Origin of the sequence: Lonsdalea quercina, from assembly GCF_900107885.1 — a bacterium.
Taxonomy (GTDB): Bacteria; Pseudomonadota; Gammaproteobacteria; order Enterobacterales; family Enterobacteriaceae; genus Lonsdalea; species Lonsdalea quercina.
In genome coordinates, this window is the sequence record NZ_FNQS01000012.1 from 67,420 (window position 1) to 90,191 (window position 22,772).

Below are 22,772 nucleotides of genomic sequence, written 5' to 3' on the forward strand. Positions count from 1 at the left end.
CTGCCTGATAGCGGAATTAAAATAACTCCTCGGATTGACCGCTGCCGGCGTCGTACAACGTCGTGCCGGAATCATGAGTCGCATGCTGTGTCGGCTGCGTCCCATCAATAAAGTACTCCTGACGACTGTTACCGCCCCCGTCTGACAGCATGCCCGTGATGCGATCGATAGTGACGGTGGTAATGCCCGGCGGCGGCGAGGTTTTCTGCTCCGGTACGCCGTTAAGTGCGACTTTCATGAAGCTATCCCAGGCCGGTTGCGCGCTCTTGGCGCCCCCTTCGTATCCGGAAATCTGATCGCGGATCGCACCCGAGAGGGTCGAACGTCCCAAATCGCGACGATGATCGTCGAAGCCAATCCAGATGGACGTCACGATATTTGGTCCATAGCCGGAGAACCAAGCATCCTTGGAGTTGTTAGTCGTCCCCGTTTTCCCACCGATATCATGGCGTTGCAGCACTTTTCCTGCGCGCCATCCGGTTCCCATCCAGCCTGGTTCGCCGAAGACATTACTGTTCATGGCATCCTTGATAAGGAAGGCCAGCGGTGTGCTGATGACGTGCGGCGCATAAGGCTGATTGGCCTGTCGTGCCGCTTCCGGCGGAGTAATCGGGTCGGGCTGCGGCGCGGCGTTGGGCTGTGGATGCTCCTGCGACGTGGCAACATTTTCCATTGAATCTGGAGACAGCTCGACGGAACGTTGGGTTTCACCGTAAATCACCGGCAAATTACAGGTATTGCAGACAATTTTAGGTTCGGCGGCGAACAGCGTATTACCAAAGTCATCGACGATCTTGCTGATGAAGTACGGGTCGACCAAATAGCCGCCGTTCGTCATCACCGAATAGCCGCGAACCATCTGTAGCGGAGTGAATGCAGCGGCGCCAAGCGCCAGCGACTCGGTGTGCACAATGTTTTGCTGTGGAAAACCGAAGCGCTCCAGATAGTTGGCCGCATAGTCCACGCCCATCGCGCGCATCGCGCGTACCATCACGACGTTTTTCGACTGTCCGAGACCCTGACGAAGTCGGATGGGGCCGTCGTACTGCGGCGGGGAGTTTTTCGGACTCCAGTCGGAACCGGCGCCCGGATCCCAGCGGGTAATCGGGGCGTCGTTTAGCAGGGTCGCGAGCGTCAGCCCTTTGTCCATCGCCGCCGTATAGAGGAACGGTTTAATGTTCGACCCGATCTGGCGCAAAGCCTGAGTGGCGCGGTTGAACTTGCTCTGGTTGAAGTCGAAGCCGCCCACCAATGCCAGCACGGCGCCGTTGTTCGGGTCTAAAGACACCATCGCTGAATTGACGTCGGGCAACTGAGCCAGCCACCAGACGTCGTCGACTTTACGCACCCAGATCTGCTGACCTGCCTGCAGGACATCCGTCACGCGTCGCGGTACGGCTCCCTGCAAATAGTCGGTTTTGAATGGGCGGGCCCAGCGTACGGTTTCCATCGGCAGAACGACTTTTTCGCCTGATGATAAGGTCGCGGTGGCCTGATCGGCGGCGGAGGCCGTGACTACCGCCGGTTGCAGTGGCCCGTAGACCGGCAGTTTTTTCAGGGTTTCAACGATTTTCTTTTCAGGCCAGGCCGGCATACCGACTTTCCACAATTCCTGGTCTGCGCCGCGGTAACCGTGGCGCATATCGTAGTCGATCACGTTGTTGCGCACGGCTTCATCAGCGGCCTGCTGAAGTTTCCGGGTAATGGTGGTATAGACCTTGTAGCCATCGTTATAGGCGCCGTCGCCATACCGTTTCACCATCTCCTGACGCACCATCTCCGCCATATATGGCGCGGAGAAGGCGATTTTGGGCGCATGGTAGTCGGCATCCAATTTCTCGCTTCGTGCCAAATCGTACTGGCCCCGAGTGATGTAGTTTTCATCCAGCATGCGTGACAAAACCACGTTGCGGCGAGCGAGCGCGCGGTCGTACGAGTAGAGCGGGTTGAAGGTCGACGGCGCTTTGGGCAGGCCGGCGATCATCGCCATTTCTCCCAACGTCAGCTGATCCACCGTGCGGCCAAAATAGACCTGAGCTGCCGCGCCGACGCCGTATGCGCGATACCCCAGATAGATTTTATTGAGATACAGCTCGAGGATTTCATCCTTCGTCATCATCTGCTCGATGCGAATGGCGAGAAAGACCTCTTTGACCTTACGCAGCAGCGTGCGCTCCGGGCTTAAGAAGAAGTTACGCGCCAGCTGCTGAGTGATGGTGCTCGCGCCTTGGGACGCATGGCCTGACAACATCGCAACCGATGCCGCACGCAGGATGCCCTGGGGGTCGATGCCGTGGTGTTCATAGAAGCGGCTGTCTTCAGTGGCGATAAAGGCGTGTACCAGCTCGGGCGGGATTTGGGACAGCTGCAACGGAATGCGGCGTTTCTCGCCGAATTGAGCGATGAGCTCGCCGTCGGCGCTGTATACCTGCATCGGGGTTTGCAGACGAACGTCTTTGAGCGTCGCGACATCGGGTAACTGGGGCTCAATATAGCGATAAAGGCCATAGAGCGAGGCGGCTCCCAGCAGAATGCAAGTTACTACAAGGATGAATAAATACTTTACGAGCTTCACCTGAGATTTTCCATTCAGTAGCGGTTGAATAGTTTATAAGCAATCGGGCGCTAAGTATAAAGGTAAGCCAGCGCTGAGAACACGTTCTTTTGGCTGACGATAAGGAGATCGAACATGGCTTACCACATCTGGCGGGTTGGATTGGATATACAAAATGGCGTCGTGCGCGCTCTGGCGGTGCAACGTCGCCGCGATGGCTGGCAACTGCGCCACTGGTGGCAATTACCGTTGCCGGGCGATACGTTACGCGCAGGTAGTCTACATGATCCAGACTCACTTTGTGAGGTGCTTCATCAATGGCGGCGTGAGTTGCCGCGCTTCATTTCTCTGCGCATCGCACTACCGCCAGCGCTGATATTCCAACACCGAATGGTGGCTCCCGATCCCCGGTTGCGTGAGCCGGAACGCAGCGGATATATCGAAAAGATGGCGTCGAAGACGCTTCCGGTGAGTGTGGAAGCGCTGGCGCTCGACTATCGCGACGACCCGCATACACCGGATACCGTGCTGGTGACGGCCGCCAGAAAAACAGCGCTGACGGCATGGTTGTCCTGTCTGGCCAAAGCCGGTCTGTATGCCGATGTGGTGGATATCAGTCCCTGCGCCCTTCGCTGCGTAGCCAGACAAGTCGGTATTTCTCCTCATGCGCCGCTGCTGCACCGCTTTAAGGATAGCTGGCTGTGGATCTCTCCGGTCGGACAGCCGCTGCACTTTGGTACGTTCACTTCGCAAGACCGGGGCGAACATGCCACATTGCTCGACTGCATCAGTGAGATAGACGAGCGCTTCCCGGCTTCAGCACACTATCCGATTTACCTGAGTTCGTCGGTCTCGAATAGGGATGTCGGCGAAACGGAACGGCTGATCCCGTGGTCGCCGCTGGTGGCGTTCAACTATCAGCAAGCGCCGTTGCCGATGGAACCGTCGACATTCGCTATCGCGGCCGGGTTGGCGCTGCGTCCGGGGGATGACTGATGCCGGTTATCAACTTGCTTCCGTGGCGGCGCCGTCGGCTCATGCGGCGTATTCGCCTCTGGAGCCTCCTGTTGACCGTGCAGCTTGCGATTGCGGCGTTCATCATCGCGGGAGACTACTTGGCCTCTCAACGACGGCACGCGACGCTGACGCAGCGCATTACCCAACTGCAATCAGCCAGGCAGTCGTATGAGACGCAGTATCAACGCGTTCTCCTGACCACTCAGCAACAAGCGTTCAAACAGGCCCAACAGACGTTAAGCGAGCAGGGGAAACGGCATAATCGGCGCTATCAGGAACTCTTGAAATATCTCCCCCGGCTGATGCCGGATGCGCTATGGCTGACGGAAATCAGCGACAGCGAGCGCGGTCTGCTGCTGTCGGGGGTGAGTCATCATTATCAGACGGTTGTCGATTTCTCCAGACGTCTGGCGGGACACCCGCTGGCTGCAGCCCCCCAGCTTCGACAAACCCGCCGCCATTCGAAGAATGCGGCGTTGCTGGAGTTCACCTTGCAATTGGGAGAAATGGAGAACGTCCGTGGGATGTCGCCTGTTGGGAGAAGAGAGAAATGAGGCAGGTTTCCCCATTCGTTTGTCGATGGTTCAATACCCCGATGCGAGCGCTGTTAACGACGCAGTGTGGATTGGTAGCGGCGCTTTCGCTGGTGATTTGGGGCTCGGTGAACAGCGGATTGCGGCAGCAAACGGCGTTACTGAAGGAACAGCGGCAAAGAGAGCAGAAGGCGGTAGCACAGTGGCAGAAAAGGCTGACGGCGTTACCTGCTCCGGCCGCCTTGCCGCCGCGTTCAGCGTCGCGGCCGTTGGCGGAGACGCGTTGGGAACAGGGTATCGTTTTACCTACGGAGGCGCTGCGTGAGTCCGGCGGCCAGCTTATCTCCTGGTCCCCATTGTCGCCTGACGTCAATGAGAGCGACGAAAGCGGATGGCTGCTGGTCTTTAATGCAGACTATGTGGGCATACGGCGCTTCATTAGCCGGCTGAACGGCTCCACTACCGTCCCCCGCATCGATCGACTGGTGATGACGGGGGGCGGTGAGGGCATTCGAACCGAACTCCTACTGCGTACCGCCGTGCCGAAAACGGGAGGTCCGCGATGACAGTGGCGTCAGTGTTATTCAACGGAAAATCATGCATGGCGATGGCTTGCCTGTTGCTGGCATTGAACTCGGGCGCTGCGCGGACTCCTCCTCCGGCGACGGAAAGGGACCCGTTTCAACCGCAGACTGTGCCTTGCGCTATGCCTGCGTCCCTGGAGCAATGGCGGCTGCTGGGGCTGGTTGGCGATATGTCGCGCTGGGTGGGATGGGTAAAGCAGGCGGAAAATGGATGGCTGAGGGTGAGGTACGACGAGACGGCGACCCCAACTGAAGGCTTGAAGGTGCGGCTGGATCGTGCGCATCGAACGCTACGGATTTTTCCTCCGCAAGGCGATTGTCCGGTGTCGGAAATTCCGCTGTCTCTACCTTTTTTCAACTGGGCACAAGGAGGCGCGCCATGATGTTTTGTCGTGTTTTATGCATGCGGAAAGCGACGTTTCGCTATGTGCTGCTGGTGTGTCTTTGCTTCCATCAACCTGTCATGGCGCAGGAGGCGCTCCCGGTTTCGCTGGCTTTTGATGATGTGCCGGTCGCGCGCGCGTTACAGGCGTTGGCGGACCACCAGCGATTGAACCTTGTTGTCGCGCCTGGCGTGGAGGGAAACATCAGCCTGCAGTTGAATAACGTTCCCTGGCAGCAGGCGTTAGACATCACGTTAAAAATGGCCGATCTGACGTTGGAGAGGGAAGGCGATGTGCTGATGGTGTACACCCGCGGGAAGTTCTCAGACGTGCCGCAGACGGAGCGGGAGGTGCAGCATACGAAACCCTTGAAAAATGCATCTCTAATGCTGCAATACGCGGAGGCGAGCGACGTTGCCGCTGGTTTACAGGGGCAACGCGGCACGCTATTGAGTGAACGCGGCCGGGTGACGGCGGATAAACGTACCAATACGTTGCTGATAAGGGACGAAGCGGCGGCGGTAGCGGAGATTAAAGCCTGGATTCGCGAAATGGATAAACCGCTGGCTCAGGTTCGACTGACGGCTCACATCGTAACGATCGGCAGCGAACAGCTGGAATCGTTGGGCGTGAACTGGGGTCTGGGCGAGCGCGTGGGGCCGGGTAAAGGCCTTAGCGTGAACAACTTCAATATCGATTTGCCGATCACGACGCCCGCGATTAAGGCTGGCATCCACCTCGCCCGACTTGATGGCCGACTGCTCGATCTGGAGCTACAGGCGCTGGAACAGGAAAACGCGGTCGAGATTATTGCCAGTCCGCGGCTGTTCACAGCGCACCGGCAGACGGCCAGCATCAAGCAGGGGACAGAGATCCCTTATCAGGTGTCGAGCGGCGCGAGTGGTTCGACGTCGATAGAGTTCAAAGAAGCGGTATTGGGTATGGAGGTGACGCCGCGCGTGCTGCCCCAAAACCGCATCAGCCTGAATCTGCTTATTAGCCAAAACATGCCGGGAAGAGCCATTAAACAGGGCGAAGGAGAAATATTGGCGATTGATAAGCAGGAAATTCAAACGCAGGTCACGGTCACCGATGGTGAAACAATTGTTTTAGGCGGTATTTTTCAGCAGCAGAAAAATCAGGCTGAAAATCGCGTGCCCGGACTGGGTCAGTTGCCAGTCGTCGGCGGGCTGTTTAAAAGCCGCAGTCAGCAAAACACCCGGCGCGAGCTGGTGATCTTCATCACGCCGACGCTCATTCACGACGCGCCACAGACAGAGTTATAGCTTTATCGATAGTGATGAGGGAAAACTGCGCATTTTATCAATAATTCCCTTCACCGTTTGACGATGCGGCGGTTTTAGCATACAAGGATTAGCGAATTGAGTACTGAAGTGTCGTTCCACCGGCGATGACGATAACTTACATCATCCTTGTTTGGATAATGTGAAATTTTATTAGGTTGCCAAACTACCCTGAGTATTGAGATAATTTTTCGTCTGATTCTCGCACTATCGCTCATGAGGTTTCAGTTTAGGTTCCGCCGCAGGTTACATGGCGGGGCGGGTTATCATTAACGAATTTCTTAGTAATACCAAAAAAATGGCAGAGAAACGCAATATCTTTCTGGTTGGGCCTATGGGTGCCGGCAAAAGCACTATTGGCCGTCAGTTAGCTCAGCAACTCAACATGGAGTTCTTCGACTCCGATCAAGAAATTGAGCGACGTACCGGGGCTGATGTGGGCTGGGTATTTGATGTGGAAGGCGAAGAAGGCTTCCGCGAGCGCGAAGAGAAAGTCATTAATGAATTGACGGAGAAACAAGGGATCGTGCTGGCAACCGGCGGCGGTTCGGTGAAAACACGCGAAACCCGCAATCGCCTTTCTGCGCGAGGCGTTGTCGTGTATCTGGAAACCACCATCGAGAAGCAGTTAGCCCGCACTCAGCGTGATAAAAAGCGCCCATTGTTGCAGGTTGAGGCCCCTCCGCGCGAAGTACTGGAAGCGTTAGCGAGAGAACGTAATCCACTGTACGAAGAAATCGCAGACATCACGATTCGCACCGATGAACAAAGCGCCAAGGTAGTTGCCAACCAGATCATCAGCATGCTGGAAAACAACTGATTTTGTATAGCCGCCTGCACTCTACGGGCTTCCGACAGGTCATGGAACGCGCATGGAAAGAATTATCGTCACTCTCGGGGAACGCAGTTATCCCATTACGATAGCCGCTGGATTATTCAGCAACGCAGACTCTTTTTTGCCGTTAAAGGCGGGCGATCAGGTTATGGTGGTGACCAATGATACATTGGCGCCGCTCTACCTGGACGCCGTGCGGACCGTTTTGGAAAATGTAGGGGTGCGGGTTGATCAGGTGATTCTTCCCGACGGAGAGAAGTATAAATCTCTGACGATACTTGATCAGGTCTTCTCCGCGCTATTGGAGAAACCCCATGGCAGGGACACCACGTTGGTGGCGCTGGGCGGCGGCGTTATCGGTGATTTGACCGGCTTCGCAGCGGCCTGCTATCAGCGCGGCGTTCGCTTCATTCAGGTTCCGACCTCTCTCTTGGCTCAGGTGGATTCCTCCGTCGGCGGTAAAACCGCGGTGAATCATCCCCTAGGCAAAAACATGATTGGCGCTTTCTATCAGCCGGCCTCCGTGGTGATAGATATCGACTGTCTGAAAACGCTGCCTGCCAACGAACTCTCTTCCGGTCTGGCCGAAGTCATCAAATACGGCATCGTATTCGACAGCGACTTTTTCGCCTGGCTGGAAACACATATCGACGCAGTGCGCGCGTTAGAAAACGCCCCTGTGGCCTACTGTATTCGACGCTGCTGTGAACTCAAGGCGGAAGTCGTCGCGGCCGATGAACGCGAAAACGGCCTGCGCGCCTTGCTGAATTTAGGCCACACATACGGCCATGCTATCGAAGCGGAAATGGGCTACGGCAACTGGCTGCATGGCGAAGCGGTGGCGGTCGGTACGGTCATGGCCGCTCAGGCCGCATATCGTCTCGGCCTGCTGGGTTCGGCAGAGGTTGATCGTATCAAAGCGTTATTGACGCGAGCCGGACTGCCGATCACGGGGCCGGCTTCAATGACTCCCGAGTCTTATCTGCCGCACATGATGCGCGATAAAAAAGTATTGGGTGGTGAGCTGCGCCTGATATTGCCTATGGCTATCGGCCAGGCTGAAATACGCAGCGGCGTCGCCCATGATGTGGTTCTGGCTTCCATTGCTGATTGTCTTCCCTGACATAGACTTAGTGAGAAGTCTCCCTGTAGGGGCGATGGTTTTTATTTGTACTATGATACCTGATGATATAGCTATTCGCGGCGGTTGCATCACCACGAGCAGCTGCCGTTCAATGGGAGGGGTATAGATGGGTGAGTTCAATCCGGAAGACGAGCTGAAGCCGGATACCAGCGATCGTCGGCCACAGCGCCAGCAAAAAAGAAAACAGGGGTTCACTCTGCCCAGCATGGCGTTATCCAAACAGCATGTCATGATTGGCGTCGGCATTATCGTGCTGGTGCTGCTGATTGTTGCCGTTGGTGCCGCGCTTCAGTCGCCGAGTCAGGATGTGACGCCGCGCGCTTCCTCTAGCGGCGGTTCGAAGAGCATTGAGCTTGCATCGCCTTCGGCTTCAACCACCGGCTCCACCGCGCTGGCCTCACCTCAAACGCAGGTTCCCGGCCAGACGCCAGCTGGCGAGCCGCAGTCGTTGAGTGCGCCTCCTGTCGCGGAAGCGCCCACTCAGGCGCCGTTACCCGCTCAGAACAAGAACCAGCAACGTATTGAGCTGTCGGGCAATATGATGGATACGCTCTCTCAGCCGCAGCAACAGCAGCAGTTGAATGCGGTGGCGCAGAACAGCGCTGGCTCAGAAGTGACTTTGCCGACGTCGCCGGCTTCGGTGTTACCAGGCGGCAAAGCGCGCCCTCCGCGTGAGACAACGACGCCGTTGCGTCCCGGCACGGAGAAATCTCGCCATACGGATGCCAATGGCCTGTCGCATAAAGCTCCCGCAAAAAACAGCAGCGTATCCAAAGCACCGACGACGGCTATCACTCCAGCGCCGTCAAGCAAACCGGTTGCATCGGCTGGCGGCGGCCAGGCGAATGGTTCGATTCAAAACGCGTCAGCCAGCCACTTTACGCTTCAGCTTAGCGGTGCGTCCCGCGAGAGTTCGTTGCAGGCCTATGCTAAATCGCAGCGGCTGACGAATTACTGGGTCTATCAGACTCAAAGGGATGGCAAACCCTGGTATGTGCTTGTGAGCGGTGTTTACGCTTCCTCGGATGAAGCCAAACGCGCCGTTGCATCACTGCCTGCCGATGTTCAGGCCAAAAAACCATGGGTTAAGCCGATCCGACAGGTGAAGCAGGACTTAAGTAAGTAACACCAATTAGCCCTGATGTGCTGTCTGAAACAGAGTACAATCCGCGGCTCTGAAAAGTATGAGTAACTAACGACGGCATGAAGAAAAACCGCGCTTTCTTAAAATGGGCTGGTGGTAAGTATCCGCTGGTAGAAGAGATTCGCCGATATCTACCAGCGGGAGATTGCTTAATCGAACCCTTTGTGGGTGCCGGCTCGGTGTTTCTCAATACCGACTACGACAACTACATCCTGGCTGATATCAACAGCGATCTCATTAATCTTTACGATATCGTTAAAACCAAAACGGAACATTTCATCCGCGATGCCCGCGAGTTATTCACGCAAGAAATGAATACCTCGGAGGTTTTTTATCTGCTGCGCAGTGAATTTAATGCTTGTGATAACGCCTACCGACGCGCGCTACTGTTCCTCTATCTGAACCGCCACTGTTACAACGGGTTATGCCGTTATAACATGAGCGGCGAATTCAACGTGCCGTTCGGGCGTTACAAGAAACCCTATTTTCCCGAAGACGAACTGCGCTGGTTTGCGCAAAAGGCTCAAAATGCCACGTTCGTTTGCGAGCACTACCGGGACACGTTGACGAAGGCGAAGCAGGGATCGGTGGTGTATTGCGATCCGCCTTATGCGCCGCTGTCCGCCACCGCGAATTTTACGGCGTACCACACCAATAATTTTAATCACGACGATCAGCGCGGTTTGGCGCAGCTGGCGGAACAGCTATCGGCGGAAAGCCAAATACCGGTTCTGATATCCAATCACGATACAGAGCTGACGCGTGAATGGTATCAGTCGGCCTCTTCCCTTTACGTGGTCAAGGCCCGGCGGACGATTAGCCGCAATATCGCCGGGCGCAGCAAGGTGAACGAACTGCTGGCTTTGTACCGCGGCGTCGAGTTAGGGTAAAAACATTAGGCTGGGCTGAGTGAAGCCCCGCGTTGTCGCCAACACAGAGGCTGTACGAGTCCTTTTGAACCCGAAGTGGCTTCGGCAGCAATATGCAGACTTGATGGTTTGGAGAAGCGAATGAAACCGTTTTTAATCGCCCCGTCTATATTGTCGGCTGACTTTGCCCGGCTGGGAGAAGACACCGCCAAAGCGCTGGCGGCGGGAGCCGATGTCGTCCACTTCGACGTCATGGATAATCATTACGTGCCCAATCTGACCATGGGACCGATGGTGCTTAAGGCGCTGCGAGATTACGGCATTACCGCCCCGATTGACGTACACCTGATGGTCAAGCCGGTGGATCGCCTCATCCCGGACTTTGCCGAGGCCGGCGCCAGTTACATTACTTTTCATCCCGAAGCCTCAGAGCATGTCGACCGATCGCTGCAACTGATTAAAGATCACGGCTGCCGCGCGGGATTGGTGCTCAACCCGGCGACGCCATTGAGTTGCCTGGATTACGTCATGGATAAGCTGGACATCATTCTGCTGATGTCAGTCAACCCGGGCTTTGGCGGACAATCGTTCATTCCCTCCACGCTTACCAAACTGCGCCAGGTGCGCAAACTGATCGACGACAGCGGGTATGACATCCGCCTGGAAGTCGACGGCGGTGTCAAAGTGGACAATATCGGTGAAATTGCCGCCGCCGGAGCGGATATGTTTGTGGCGGGGTCGGCGATTTTCAATCAGCCTGACTATCAGGCGGTAATCGATAACATGCGTCAGGAATTAGCGAAGGTGTCCCATGGATGAACTTATCGCTGTGCGCGGGCTAGCTTTCGACCTCGACGGCACGCTGGTTAACAGCGCGCCGGGCCTGTCTCAGGCGCTGGATATAGCGATGCGGTCTCAAGGCCTGCCCGAGCCGGGTGAAGCACTACTGGCAACCTGGATCGGCAACGGCGCCGATAAAGTGGTCGAGCGAGCGCTGCGCTGGGCCGACATCGAGCCTTCTCCTGAGCGCATGCAGTCCGTGCGCAAGCAGTTTGATATCGCCTACGCGCAAACGGTCGATGCTGGCAGCCAGCTTTATCCCGAGGTCAAAGATACGCTGCACGCGCTGGCTGCTCGCAATGTCCCTATGGCGCTGGTGACGAATAAGCCGACGCCTTTCGTGGCGCCGTTGTTGCGTTCGCTCGGGATCGACGCCTACTTTACGTTAGTGCTTGGCGGCGATGATGTCCCGAGTAAGAAGCCTCATCCCGCGCCGCTTTATCTGGTGTTGGGAAAGCTGGGATTGCGAGCGAACGAATTGTTGTTCGTCGGCGATTCTCGTAATGATATACAAGCCGCTCAGGCGGCCGGTTGCCCGAGCGTCGGTATGACCTACGGCTATAACTATGGCGAAGCGATAGCCCTAAGCCACCCGAATGTGGTGTTAGATCGCTTTGCGGATCTCTTGTCCCTTGTCGGACCGTCTATTTCAGATAATCAGGAAGTATTAGCATGAGTAAGCCCATTGTATTTAGCGGCGCGCAGCCGTCTGGCGAGTTGACCATTGGTAACTACATGGGTGCGTTACGTCAGTGGGTTCATATGCAGGATGATTATGATTGCATTTATTGCATCGTGGATCTGCATGCCATTACGGTTCGTCAGGATGCGGAACAGCTGAGGAAAGCGACGCTGGATACGCTGGCCCTCTATCTGGCCTGCGGGATCGACCCGCAGAAGAGCACCATCTTCGTACAGTCGCACGTACCTGAGCATACACAGCTGGCCTGGGCGCTGAACTGCTACACTTACTTCGGCGAACTGAGCCGCATGACCCAGTTCAAGGACAAGTCCGCTCGCTACGCCGAAAACATTAACGCCGGGCTGTTCGGTTATCCGGTGCTGATGGCGGCGGATATCCTGCTGTACCAGACGAATCAGGTCCCGGTGGGGGAAGACCAGAAGCAGCATCTGGAGCTGAGCCGTGATATCGCTCAGCGTTTCAACACGTTGTACGGCGACACCTTCAAGGTGCCGGAACCGTTTATTCCCAAGTCCGGCGCGCGCGTGATGTCGCTGCTGGAACCGACCAGAAAGATGTCCAAATCGGACGATAACCGCAACAACGTCATTGGCCTGCTGGAAGATCCGAAAGCGGTGACCAAAAAAATTAAACGCGCGGTGACCGATTCGGATGAGCCACCGGTAGTGCGCTATGACATCGCCAATAAACCGGGCGTGTCGAACCTGCTTGATATCCTCTCTGGCGTCACGGGGAAATCTATCCCGCAGTTGGAGCAGGAGTTTGAAGGCCAGATGTATGGTCACCTGAAAGGCGCCGTGGCGGAAGCGGTGTCCGGCATGTTGGGCGAACTGCAGGAGCGTTATCATCGCTTCCGCAACGACGAAGCCTATTTGCAGCAGGTAATGCGCGACGGCGCCGAGAAGGCCCGTGAGCGCGCCAGTCAGACGCTGAACAAGGTCTATGACGCCATTGGGTTCGTCGCTCGTCCATAAGCCATAGAACGCCCGTTGCGCGGATATCCACAAGATCCGAAGACGAGCCAGGCGGCTCGTCTTTTTCGTTTCAGGTCAGCGATATCGACGTCACCACCGTGAAAAGCGCCACATCAGCCGGATTGCGGCTGTCAGCCCGATTTTCAGTCCTGCGTAAAAAAAGGTAAATCGGTAGCGCGCGGACAGGCGGCTATTTACAATCGATACGCTTTCTGTAGTTGGCCCCTAAAAGGAATTCTTCATGTCAAAACGTATATTGGCAACGATAGCGACCGTATTTAGTTTGTCAGCGTTCTCGCCAGCCTTTGCTGCAACCGCATCAACGCACGTGTTGCTTACCACTTCGGCCGGCAATATCGAACTGGCGCTGGACGATCAAAAAGCGCCCGAGTCAGTGAAAAATTTTGTGAGTTATGTCGATAGCGGTTTCTATAACGGCACCGTTTTCCACCGCGTTATCCCAGGATTTATGGTTCAGGGAGGGGGATTCACCAGCGATCTTAAACAGAAGGCGACCAATCCGCCGATCAAAAACGAAGCTGACAACGGATTGCGTAATCTGCGCGGCACGATATCGATGGCGCGTACCAGTGAGAAAGACAGCGCCACCAGCCAGTTCTTCCTCAATGTGGCGGATAACGCATTTCTGGATCATGGCCAGCGCGACTTCGGCTATGCCGTCTTCGGCAAAGTAGTGAAGGGGATGGATGTGGCGGATAAGATTTCCCAGGTGCAGACGGAGAACGTTGGGCCTTACCAAAACGTGCCCATCAAGCCGATCGTCATCCAGTCCGCCAAGATCATCAAATAATTACGGCCATTAAGGCTCTGGCGTTGTTCGCCGAGGCTTTTATAGCATGCTCCCGGCGTTTGTTTTCATCGGGAGCATGTTTGGTTGCCCTATCCCGTCTTGAATCCTCTTTCTGCGCGATAACAGGGCGCTCTTCCTGCTATCGCCAGCTTGTTTCAGAGTGATGAATGTTACTGATCATAGATAACTACGACTCCTTTACCTACAACCTGTACCAATACTTCTGCGAGCTGGGCGAGGAGGTAGTGGTCAAGCGTAATGATGAGCTGAGTCTTGAGGCGATTGAATGCCTATCGCCGCAGCATCTGGTGATATCGCCGGGTCCCTGTACGCCGAACGAAGCGGGCATCTCGCTGCAAGCCATTCGTCATTTTGCCGGGCAGTTGCCGATTTTAGGGGTTTGTCTGGGGCATCAGGCGCTGGGTCAGGCTTTTGGCGCTCAGGTTGTGCGCGCACGCGAAGTCATGCACGGTAAGACCTCTCTAATCCGCCATCGTGACATCGGCGTTTTCACCGGGTTGGCGCAGCCGCTGACGGTGACGCGCTATCACTCTTTGATCGTCGACGGCGCCTCGCTGCCGGACTGCTTCGAAATCACCGCCTGGACGGAAAATAGCGCAGGAACCCTGGATGAAATCATGGGGATCCGTCATCGGAGTCTGCCGCTGGAGGGCGTGCAGTTTCACCCGGAAAGCATTTTGAGTCAGCAGGGGCATAAGCTGTTGCGTAATTTTCTGCACGGAGAATGAGTCCGCCGCTTATTGGCTATCCATGCGGATTAATAATTGCCTGTCTTTGATTTTTTATGCATATTTGATGACTATAATTTCAAATTAAACATGAAATCTTAAAGCGGGGCAGCAGATGGCAACAGATAAAACCGCAGTAACGCGTGATACCTACGATAAGGTCATTCTTCCTGTTTATGCACCGGCTCAGTTCGTACCGGTGAGGGGGAAAGGCAGCCGGGTATGGGATCAGCAGGGTAAGGAATACATCGATTTTTCCGGCGGTATCGCCGTTACGGCGTTGGGGCATTGCCATCCTGCGCTGGTGAATGCCCTCAAGACCCAGGGCGAAACGCTGTGGCACACCAGCAACGTTTTCACCAACGAACCCGCGCTGCGACTGGCGAGCAAGCTGATTGCAGCGACGTTCGCTGAACGCGTGTTTTTCGCCAATTCGGGCGCGGAAGCCAACGAGGCGGCCTTCAAACTGGCGCGTCACTACGCCATCGAACGATTCAGTCCGTATAAAACCAAGATTATCGCTTTCCATCAGGCATTTCATGGCCGCACGCTCTTTACCGTCTCGGTCGGCGGGCAGCCGAAGTACGCAGACGGATTCGGGCCGAAGCCCGCCGATATCATTCATGTGCCGTTTAACGATCTGGATGCGGTGAAGGCGGTGATCGACGATCATACGTGCGCCGTGGTACTGGAGCCGGTGCAGGGCGAAGGCGGCGTGCTGCCGGCCACGCAGGCATTTATGGAAGGCGTGCGAAAACTATGTGATCAACATCAGGCGCTGCTGGTGTTTGATGAGGTGCAGTGCGGCATGGGGCGTACCGGCGAGCTGTTTACCTATATGCACTATGGCGTGACGCCTGATATTCTGACGACCGCCAAGGCGTTGGGCGGCGGATTCCCCATCAGCGCGATGCTGACCACCGAGGACGTCGCCTCTGTCATGAAGGTCGGCACTCATGGCACCACCTATGGCGGCAATCCCCTGGCCTGTGCGGTGGCGGAAGCGGCATTGGACGTCATTAATACACCAATAGTGCTATCGGGCGTTTCCGCCAGACACGATCGCTTTATTTCCGCGCTGGACGCCATCAATCAACAATTCGATATATTCGACGGTGTGCGCGGCATGGGCCTGTTACTTGGCGCACAGCTGAAACCTCAATGGCATGGCCGGGCGCGCGATTTTCTGACGGCTGCCGCCGAGTTGGGTGTGATGATTCTGGTCGCGGGTCCTGACGTTATCCGCTTTGTGCCGTCGCTGGTGATTGAACTGGACGATATTGATGAGGGTATGGCGCTGTTTGCGAGAGCGGTCGCTCGGGTGGTTAAGGGCGAATCGAATCTCTAAGCGGAGCGTGAACAGCGCGTTGCGCGCTGTTCATAAGTCTAGTGTTGAGGCTAACGAGTGCCGAAGACCACGATGGTTTTACCGTGTGCTGAAATCAGCTCCTGATCTTCCAGCATCTTTAGTATTCGGCCGACGGTTTCGCGAGAGCAGCCCACAATCTGGCCGATTTCCTGTCGAGTGATTTTAATCTGCATGCCGTCTGGATGCGTCATGGCATCAGGCTGTTTGGCAAGGTTTAGCAGGGTCTGTGCGATGCGGCCAGTGACGTCAAGAAATGCAAGATTGCCCACTTTCTGGGAGGTGACCTGAAGTCTTCGCGCAATCTGGGATGACAGGCGCATCAGAATATCGGGGTTGACCTGAATCAGCTGGCGGAATTTTTTATAGGAAATCTCTGCCACTTCGCAGGCGCTCTTGGCTCGCACCCAGGCGCTACGTTCCTGATCTTCTTCGAACAAGCCTAGCTCACCAATGAAATCCCCTTGATTCAGATAAGAAAGGATCATCTCTTTCCCTTCTTCGTCTTTTATCAATACGGCAACGGAACCCTTTACAATGTAGTAAAGCGTTTCTGCTTTTTCACCCTGGTGAATCAGCGTACTCTTTGAGGGGTACTTGTGAATATGGCAATGAGAAAGGAACCATTCAAGAGTCGGGTCTGTTTGCGGTTTGCCGAGAACCATTCGCTGTTATCCTCTGTTGTAATTCACTACGTAAATCACAGGGCCCAGAGTTCCCTGTAAGGCATGATAACTCTAGTTATAATTCAAATTTCGATGGGCGAAATCTGTCAGGGAATTGACTGAAACCTCTTTGTCAGGTGACTCTGCAAACTGCTGTTTTCAACATTGCGCAGAACGCACCGGATGCTGCCTCTGTTTGTAACACAGGTTGAGAGTACTGTCTTGTGTTGTCTCGCTTCAGCATGATTACGCCTTGATACTCAGGCATTTTCTACATAAGCGCGATAAAATTTCAAAAAAAGTTGAGTGGGAGTGTAAGGCTATGCAAGCGCGGGTGAAATGGGTTGAAGGGTTAACATTTATCGGCGAATCCGCCTCCGGCCACCAGATTGTTATGGACGGCAATGCGGGCGACAAAGCACCAAGCCCGATGGAAGTACTGTTGATGTCGGCGGGAGGATGCAGCGCTATCGATGTCGTGTCTATTCTGCAAAAAGGACGTCACGATGTGACGGACTGCGAGGTGCGTCTCACCTCCGAGCGCAGGCAGGAAGCGCCCCGGCTGTTCACGGCCATCAACCTGCATTTCATCGTGACCGGCAAAGGGCTGACCGAACAAGCCGTGTCGCGCGCGGTATCCTTGTCGGCAGACAAGTACTGCTCGGTGGCGTTGATGCTGGGCGCGTCGGTGACTATCACGCACAGTCACGAAGTGATTACCCTCGATTGATACAGATACGGCCGTTCAGGCCGTATTGTTACGCTCTTACGTGATCGTCTTGCCTTCCAGTAGCTGCTGCACCAGCGGCATCATAATCAGTTCCATCGCCAGCCCCATTTTACCGCCGGGCACCACCAGCGTATTGATATGGGAAATATACGACCCCTGCAGCATGGCCAGCAGATAGGGGAAGTCGATATTCTCCAGGCGCTGGAAATGTATGACCACCAGACTCTCATCCAACGACGGAATTGCTTTCGCCGCGAAGGGGTTGGACGTATCGACGGTCGGCACCCGCTGGAAGTTGATATGCGTGCGTGAAAACTGCGGCGTGATGTAGGTGATGTAGTCTTCCATTGAGCGGACGACGGAGTCCATGACCGCTTCACGCGAGTGCCCGCGTTCGTTGACGTCGCGATACAGCTTCTGGATCCACTCAAGATTCACGATAGGCACTACGCCAACCAGCAGATCGACGTGGCGAGCCACGTTGTGCTGCTCGGTGACGACGCCGCCGTGCAAGCCCTCATAGAACAACACATCCGTGGGATCGGGCATGGCCTCCCAGGGCGTAAATGTGCCGGGCACCTGGTTGTAGGGGATCGCTTCATCGTAGGTATGCAAATACTTGCGGGTTTGTCCGGTCCCCTGGCTGCCGTAGTCGGCAAACGTCTGTTCCAGCAAAGGAAAATCGTTGGCTTCCGGGCCGAAGTAACTGATGTGGCGGCCCAGATCGCGCGCTTTGCGAATAGCCATGTCCATTTCCGGACGGGTATAGCGGTGGAAGCTGTCGCCTTCCAGTTCTGCGGCGCGGATTTTCAACTGCTGAAAAATTTTTCGAAATGCCAGACTGGTGGTGGTCGTGCCGGCGCCGCTGGAACCGGTCACGGCGATAATAGGGTGTTGATGCGACATAGGGCTGCAACTCCGCAATTGACGGTAAAACCCTGCGGGAAACGCCGGGAATTCGGCCTTCATTGTTACCCTGTTTGCGCCGATGCGCCACGCCAATTTTGTATCGGCAGGCGGCGTTTATGCCGTTATGAATCGTGACTGGTTTTAAACTGGGTAAGCGGCATGAGGTTGACCGTTTCATGCAGTTCGGACCAGACCAGCACCACGTCGCCGCTTTCCAACTGGCGACGCACATCCGCCACCTTTTGCTCCAGGGTGCGCTCATGTTCGCCGTAGTCGGTGCCTTCGCGCAGGACGAAGGACTCAATCAGATTCTCCAGCGTTTCCGCCGCGAGTTCTTGCCAGGGAATAATCACCTTATCGCTCCAGATGTGGGGTGAGCCAGTCGGGAATACGCTGCTCCAGCCACAGTTTCGGTTTTAATAACGAGCCGCCCACGAAGCCAACGTGTCCGCCGTACTCCGTCAGCTGATACTCAATATTAGGCGGTAACGAGGTGGATGCAGGAATGACATCCTCCGTCATGAACGGATCGTCCTTGGCGTGGATGATCAACAGCGGCGTCCGGACCTTCGGCAGTATAGGCAAGGCGCTACAGCGCTCATAATAGTCATTGGCGTCGGTAAAGCCATGAATGCGCGCGGTAATAATGTTATCGAACTCCCGCAGTCCCCGAATTTTTCTCAGTTGATGCAGGTGAACCGGTAGCGTATCCGGATAAGCCGCCAGTTTGCGGATGGCATTGCGCTTCAGTAGCCGCAGCAAATAGTGCTGATAAAAGCGTGAGAAGCCTTTTTCGATATGCCGACAGCACGGTTCCAGCATCAGCGGTGCGGAAACGACCGTCGCCGCGTCTAGTAACGGCCCGTCAGTCTGCTGACCGAGCAGGCAGGCCAGCATGTTGCCGCCCAGCGAGATGCCGATAGCGGCGGTCGGCGCATCGCCGTAGGTAGACTTCAGCCAGCGCAGGAAATAGCGGGCGTCCTCGGTCTCGCCGGAATGGTACATTCGGGGCGTGCGATTGGGCGTGCCGCCACAGCCGCGAAAATGCATGACGACGGACAGCCAGCCCCGTTGGTGGCAGGCGGCCACCAGACCATGCGCATACGGACTGTAGAAGCTGCCCTCCAGCCCGTGGAACAGAACCACCCGAGGTTTATGGCGAGCCAGCATGGGATCTTCGCTCCAGGCCAGGTCGAGAAAATCGCCGTCCGGCAGTTCAAGCGTTTGCCAGAGTGGTTTGAGCAGCGCGCGTCGCCGCAACAGACGGGGAAGCAAGGTTTGCAAGTGGGGGTTGTTCATACCGGCCAGGGGACGAAACATCTGGCTAGTCGTGGGATGAATATTCATAGTCAAAAGCTTGTACCGGCGACATCACGCTGCTAGGTTGAAGAACTGCAAATTCGTTTGTTAGAAGGCCTTTTCAATTACATGGCGCACTTCAATCTGTTTCTTTACATGCTTGGCTTCCTGTGGGTTGCAGCGATTACCCCAGGCCCCAATAATATGCTACTTACTGCTTCTGCTGCTAATTTTGGTTTTCTCCGCTCCATGCCGCTGATGGTCGGCATCATGATAGGGATGCAAAGTGTCCTGCTGCTGGTGGCGCTGGGACTGGGGAGCCTGATTCTACTCTATCCTTCGCTTCACCTCGCGCTCAAAATTTTGGGCAGCGCTTATTTGCTGTGGTTGGCGTACAAGATCGCCAGCGCTCGCTATGAGGTGCTCGACACGCAAACGGCGCCGCCGCGTCCGATGCCCTTTTATCAAGGCGGTCTGTTGCAATTTCTGAACCCGAAGGCCTGGCTGATGGCGCTGGGCGCCGTGGCCGGTTTCAGCCTTTCCGGGAGTGAATACGTGGGTTCAGTCGTCGCCATCAGCATCGCCACGTTCAGCGTGAATCTGGTTGCCGGTATAGTCTGGCTGGGGTTCGGCACGATGATCGGTAAAATGCTGCGCAGTCGCCGGTCATGGCGGATATTCAACCTATTTATGGGGCTGCTGACCGCCGCCTGCGTGCTGATGATTTGGCATTAACCGAAACGCTTGGGCTGGCTATGACGCCTGCCCAGCATTATCAGGATTGCAGCATCCGCTCAAGCTGTTCCTGCGCGTCCAACCAGCCCATTTCGGTCTCTTCCAGTTCGCCTTTGACGGCGATCTGCTCCTGCAGGCAGGTCGTCAGCTCCGCTTTGCGGCTGGCGTCGTAAATCGCCGTATCCGCCAGGCGGTTTTCCAACTCCGCCAGCTGGTTATTCAGCTTTTCCATTTGTTGCTCCAGCTTGGTGATTTGCTTGCGGAGCGGCTGGGTTTGGGTGCGTAGCTCAGCCTCGCGTCGCTTCTGGTCTTTTCTGGCCTGAGCGCTGTTGCCGGCGCTTTCTTTGGCCGGTGTCGATTCGCTGGCGTCCTGTTTCTGCGCGTCCAGCAGCCACTGTTGATAATCTTCCAGATCGCCGTCGAACGGCTCCACCCGGCGGTCGTGAACCAGATATAGGTCGTCCGTCGTGGAGCGAATCAGATGGCGATCGTGCGAGACGACGACCAAGGCGCCTTCGAAATCGATCAAGGCTTCGGTCAGAGCCTGACGCATATCCAGATCGAGGTGGTTAGTCGGTTCATCAAGCAATAACAGATTAGGGCGCTGCCAAACGATCAGCGCCAGTACTAAACGCGCTTTTTCACCGCCCGAGAAGCGTTCGGTCGGCTCGACCACTTTGTCGGCGCCAAAGCCGAAGCCGCCCAGATAGTCACGGAGCTGCTGCTCGGTTTCCTGCTCGGTCAGGCGGGTCAGATGCTGCAGCGGCGATTCGTCAGCACGCAGATACTCCAGTTGATGCTGGGCGAAATAACCCAGTCGAACGCCTTTCGCCAGACCCACTTCGCCGCTTTGCGGCTGGAGTTCTCCCGCCAGCAGTTTAATCAGCGTGGATTTCCCGGCGCCGTTGTGGCCGAGCAGACCAATACGCGAGCCGGGCACCAGATTGAGCTTGATGGATTCCAGAATCAGCTTGTCGCCGTAACCCGCGCTCACTTTCTCCATCCGTAACAACGGATTGGGCAACGCCTGCGGCGCGCGGAAACTGAAACGGAACGGATTGTCGACATGCGCTGGCGCAATCAGCTCCATTTTTTCCAGCATTTTGATGCGGCTCTGCGCCTGTTTGGCTTTGGTTGCCTTGGCGCGGAAACGGTCGATGTAATGCTGCAAGTGCGCAACGCGTTCCTGCTGGTGTTCATACAGTGACTGCTGCTGAGAAAGCCGCGTTGCGCGCTGTTGTTCGAAAGAGGTGTAGTTGCCGGTGTATTCAAACAGGGATTCCTGCTCGATGTGCAGAATCTTGTTGACAATAGGATCAAGAAAATCCCGGTCATGGGAGATCAGCACGAGCGTGCCGGGATAATTTTTGAGCCATTTTTCCAGCCAGATGACCGCATCGAGATCCAAATGGTTGGTCGGTTCGTCCAGCAGCAGGAGATCGGAACGACAGAGTAGGGCCTGCGCCAGATTGAGGCGCATACGCCAGCCGCCGGAAAAAGCGCTGACGGGCTGTTGCAGCTGTTCCTGGCTGAACCCCAGCCCGTTCAACAGGCTGGCGGCGCGAGACTGGATCGACCAGGCGAGGATCGCATCCAGCTTGCCGTGCACGGTGGCGATAGCGTTGCCGTCGTTGCGCTCGTTGGCGTGCGCCAGTTCGCTCTCCAACTGGCGAAATTCCCGGTCGCCGTCTATCACATACTCTATTGCAGGACGCTCCAGCGCTGGCGTTTCCTGATTGACCCAGGCGAGAGACCAGTGCTGAGGAAAAGTGGCATTGCCGCCGTCAGCGCTGATTTCTCCTTTCAGCAGGGACAGCAGCGTCGATTTTCCGCAGCCATTTTTACCGACCAGACCCACTTTCTGACCCGGATTGACGGTCGCCGTGGCGTTATCCAGCAGTACCCGCGTACCACGTCGAATTTGTAAAGAGGAGAAGACAATCATAAAGCGCCAAATAATGAGAATATGTTAAATTATGGATCAAGATTCAGGGCGGCAGCGTCCTGGTAATCCCCGCTGCGCAGCATGGTAGCGGAAAATATCTACGATGACGACGCTTTGGAGGGGAATGATGTCGCAGCCACCCAAGATTCTGCTGCTGTTTGCCCATCCGGAATTACAGGACTCGGTGGCGAATAAGCTGTTATTACAACCCGCCGAGGGTTTGGAACATGTGACGGTACACGATTTGTACGCGAACTATCCTGATTTTTTCATTGATATCCACCATGAACAACAGTTACTGCGAGAGCACCAAATCATCGTGTTTCAACATCCGCTTTATACTTATAGCTGCCCGGCGTTACTGAAAGAGTGGCTCGACCGCGTATTGAGCCGCGGCTTCGCCAACGGCGCCGGCGGTAATGCCTTATCGGGCAAATACTGGCGCAGCGTGGTGACGACAGGCGAACCGGAATCCCGCTACACCTCGGAAGGCCGCCAGCACTCATTTATGGATGATGTGCTGCGTCCTTTCGAGATGACGGCGACGATGTGCCACATGCGCTGGATGAAACCGCTGGTGATTTACAACGCGCGGCGCATGTCTCGCGACGCGTTGCGCGAGCATGCCCATCGCTATGGAGATTGGCTGGCGGCGCCTTTGTCTGAGGGAGGGCACTGA

General features: G+C 55.8%; 24 protein-coding genes. 18 read left to right on the forward strand and 6 right to left on the reverse strand.

The features are described from left to right. Positions 1-16: 16 nt before the first annotated feature. Positions 17-2,575 carry a peptidoglycan glycosyltransferase/peptidoglycan DD-transpeptidase MrcA gene (gene mrcA / locus BLU64_RS14820; RefSeq protein WP_074729240.1) on the reverse strand — a complete coding sequence of 853 codons (2,559 nt, stop codon included), beginning with the start codon at positions 2,573-2,575 and terminating at the stop codon, positions 17-19. 114 nt (positions 2,576-2,689) lie between these two features. Between mrcA and pilM the strand changes: the two genes are divergently transcribed. The 15 genes from pilM (at position 2,690) to argD (ending at position 15,792) form a co-directional block, all read left to right on the forward strand. Then, on the forward strand, positions 2,690-3,550 hold the full coding sequence (gene pilM, locus BLU64_RS14825) for a type IV pilus biogenesis protein PilM (protein WP_074729242.1): 861 nt from the start codon (positions 2,690-2,692) through the stop codon (positions 3,548-3,550). Beyond that, positions 3,550-4,125, forward strand: coding sequence for a PilN domain-containing protein (locus BLU64_RS14830; protein ID WP_074729243.1), 576 nt, complete (start codon positions 3,550-3,552; stop codon positions 4,123-4,125). The genes pilM and BLU64_RS14830 overlap by 1 nt, the downstream gene beginning before the upstream one ends. Beyond that, positions 4,122-4,670, forward strand: a complete 549-nt coding sequence (locus tag BLU64_RS14835; protein WP_139171518.1) for a hypothetical protein — start codon at positions 4,122-4,124, stop codon at positions 4,668-4,670. The genes BLU64_RS14830 and BLU64_RS14835 overlap by 4 nt, the downstream gene beginning before the upstream one ends. A 35-nt stretch (positions 4,671-4,705) precedes the next feature. Continuing rightward, entirely contained in the window at positions 4,706-5,071 is a 366-nt protein-coding gene (locus BLU64_RS14840) for a HofP DNA utilization family protein (RefSeq protein WP_051625602.1), read from the forward strand. Continuing rightward, positions 5,071-6,357 (forward strand): DNA uptake porin HofQ, encoded by a 1,287-nt coding sequence (gene hofQ, locus BLU64_RS14845; protein ID WP_074729270.1) that lies wholly within the window; start codon positions 5,071-5,073, stop codon positions 6,355-6,357. Before BLU64_RS14840 ends, hofQ begins: the two co-directional genes overlap by 1 nt. A gap of 316 nt (positions 6,358-6,673) precedes the next feature. Next, a complete protein-coding gene (aroK, locus tag BLU64_RS14850; RefSeq protein WP_026741304.1) occupies positions 6,674-7,195 on the forward strand; it encodes a shikimate kinase AroK in 522 nt (173 codons plus the stop codon). Positions 7,196-7,247: 52 nt separating this feature from the next. Beyond that, positions 7,248-8,333, forward strand: coding sequence for a 3-dehydroquinate synthase (aroB, locus tag BLU64_RS14855; RefSeq protein ID WP_026744231.1), 1,086 nt, complete (start codon positions 7,248-7,250; stop codon positions 8,331-8,333). Positions 8,334-8,460: 127 nt separating this feature from the next. After that, positions 8,461-9,480: an SPOR domain-containing protein gene (locus BLU64_RS14860; RefSeq protein ID WP_026744230.1), complete on the forward strand. Its 1,020-nt coding sequence runs from the start codon at positions 8,461-8,463 to the stop codon at positions 9,478-9,480. 77 nt (positions 9,481-9,557) lie between these two features. After that, positions 9,558-10,388 carry an adenine-specific DNA-methyltransferase gene (gene dam, locus BLU64_RS14865; RefSeq protein ID WP_026741307.1) on the forward strand — a complete coding sequence of 277 codons (831 nt, stop codon included), beginning with the start codon at positions 9,558-9,560 and terminating at the stop codon, positions 10,386-10,388. Positions 10,389-10,508: 120 nt separating this feature from the next. Next, positions 10,509-11,186, forward strand: coding sequence for a ribulose-phosphate 3-epimerase (gene rpe, locus BLU64_RS14870; protein WP_074729247.1), 678 nt, complete (start codon positions 10,509-10,511; stop codon positions 11,184-11,186). Continuing rightward, positions 11,179-11,883 (forward strand): phosphoglycolate phosphatase, encoded by a 705-nt coding sequence (locus BLU64_RS14875; protein ID WP_074729249.1) that lies wholly within the window; start codon positions 11,179-11,181, stop codon positions 11,881-11,883. Before rpe ends, BLU64_RS14875 begins: the two co-directional genes overlap by 8 nt. After that, positions 11,880-12,884, forward strand: coding sequence for a tryptophan--tRNA ligase (trpS, locus tag BLU64_RS14880; RefSeq protein ID WP_026744226.1), 1,005 nt, complete (start codon positions 11,880-11,882; stop codon positions 12,882-12,884). Before BLU64_RS14875 ends, trpS begins: the two co-directional genes overlap by 4 nt. A gap of 241 nt (positions 12,885-13,125) precedes the next feature. Further along, a complete protein-coding gene (ppiA, locus tag BLU64_RS14885) occupies positions 13,126-13,695 on the forward strand; it encodes a peptidylprolyl isomerase A (protein ID WP_026744225.1) in 570 nt (189 codons plus the stop codon). A 167-nt stretch (positions 13,696-13,862) separates the two neighbouring features. Beyond that, on the forward strand, positions 13,863-14,444 hold the full coding sequence (locus BLU64_RS14890) for an aminodeoxychorismate synthase component II (protein ID WP_026744224.1): 582 nt from the start codon (positions 13,863-13,865) through the stop codon (positions 14,442-14,444). A 115-nt stretch (positions 14,445-14,559) separates the two neighbouring features. After that, a complete protein-coding gene (gene argD, locus BLU64_RS14895) occupies positions 14,560-15,792 on the forward strand; it encodes a bifunctional acetylornithine/succinyldiaminopimelate transaminase (RefSeq protein WP_074729251.1) in 1,233 nt (410 codons plus the stop codon). Positions 15,793-15,842: 50 nt separating this feature from the next. On the opposite strand, the gene crp is transcribed toward argD, so the two are convergent. Further along, complete coding sequence (crp, locus tag BLU64_RS14900) at positions 15,843-16,475, reverse strand: cAMP-activated global transcriptional regulator CRP (RefSeq protein WP_026741314.1); 633 nt, start codon at positions 16,473-16,475, stop codon at positions 15,843-15,845. Between the two features lie 322 nt (positions 16,476-16,797). On the opposite strand from crp, the gene BLU64_RS14905 reads away from it, so the two are divergent. Further along, positions 16,798-17,205, forward strand: a complete 408-nt coding sequence (locus BLU64_RS14905) for an OsmC family protein (protein ID WP_026744222.1) — start codon at positions 16,798-16,800, stop codon at positions 17,203-17,205. Between the two features lie 36 nt (positions 17,206-17,241). On the opposite strand, the gene BLU64_RS14910 is transcribed toward BLU64_RS14905, so the two are convergent. The 3 genes from BLU64_RS14910 to BLU64_RS14920 all read right to left on the reverse strand — a co-directional run bounded on the left by BLU64_RS14910 (position 17,242) and on the right by BLU64_RS14920 (position 19,434). Next, the gene (locus BLU64_RS14910) at positions 17,242-18,111 is read right to left on the reverse strand and encodes a phosphoribulokinase (protein ID WP_074729253.1); all 870 of its coding nucleotides are present in this window, start codon (positions 18,109-18,111) and stop codon (positions 17,242-17,244) included. 125 nt (positions 18,112-18,236) lie between these two features. After that, positions 18,237-18,467: a YheU family protein gene (locus BLU64_RS14915; RefSeq protein WP_026744220.1), complete on the reverse strand. Its 231-nt coding sequence runs from the start codon at positions 18,465-18,467 to the stop codon at positions 18,237-18,239. Between the two features lies 1 nt (position 18,468). Next, positions 18,469-19,434 (reverse strand): hydrolase, encoded by a 966-nt coding sequence (locus tag BLU64_RS14920; RefSeq protein ID WP_244888430.1) that lies wholly within the window; start codon positions 19,432-19,434, stop codon positions 18,469-18,471. Between the two features lie 108 nt (positions 19,435-19,542). Here BLU64_RS14920 and BLU64_RS14925 point away from each other — a divergent pair, with 108 nt between their 5' ends. Beyond that, the gene (locus BLU64_RS14925) at positions 19,543-20,148 is read left to right on the forward strand and encodes a LysE family translocator (protein ID WP_026744218.1); all 606 of its coding nucleotides are present in this window, start codon (positions 19,543-19,545) and stop codon (positions 20,146-20,148) included. A 40-nt stretch (positions 20,149-20,188) separates the two neighbouring features. On the opposite strand, the gene BLU64_RS14930 is transcribed toward BLU64_RS14925, so the two are convergent. Next, entirely contained in the window at positions 20,189-22,093 is a 1,905-nt protein-coding gene (locus BLU64_RS14930; RefSeq protein WP_074729256.1) for an ABC transporter ATP-binding protein, read from the reverse strand. Between the two features lie 127 nt (positions 22,094-22,220). Between BLU64_RS14930 and kefG the strand changes: the two genes are divergently transcribed. Beyond that, positions 22,221-22,772 (forward strand): glutathione-regulated potassium-efflux system ancillary protein KefG, encoded by a 552-nt coding sequence (kefG, locus tag BLU64_RS14935; protein WP_074729258.1) that lies wholly within the window; start codon positions 22,221-22,223, stop codon positions 22,770-22,772.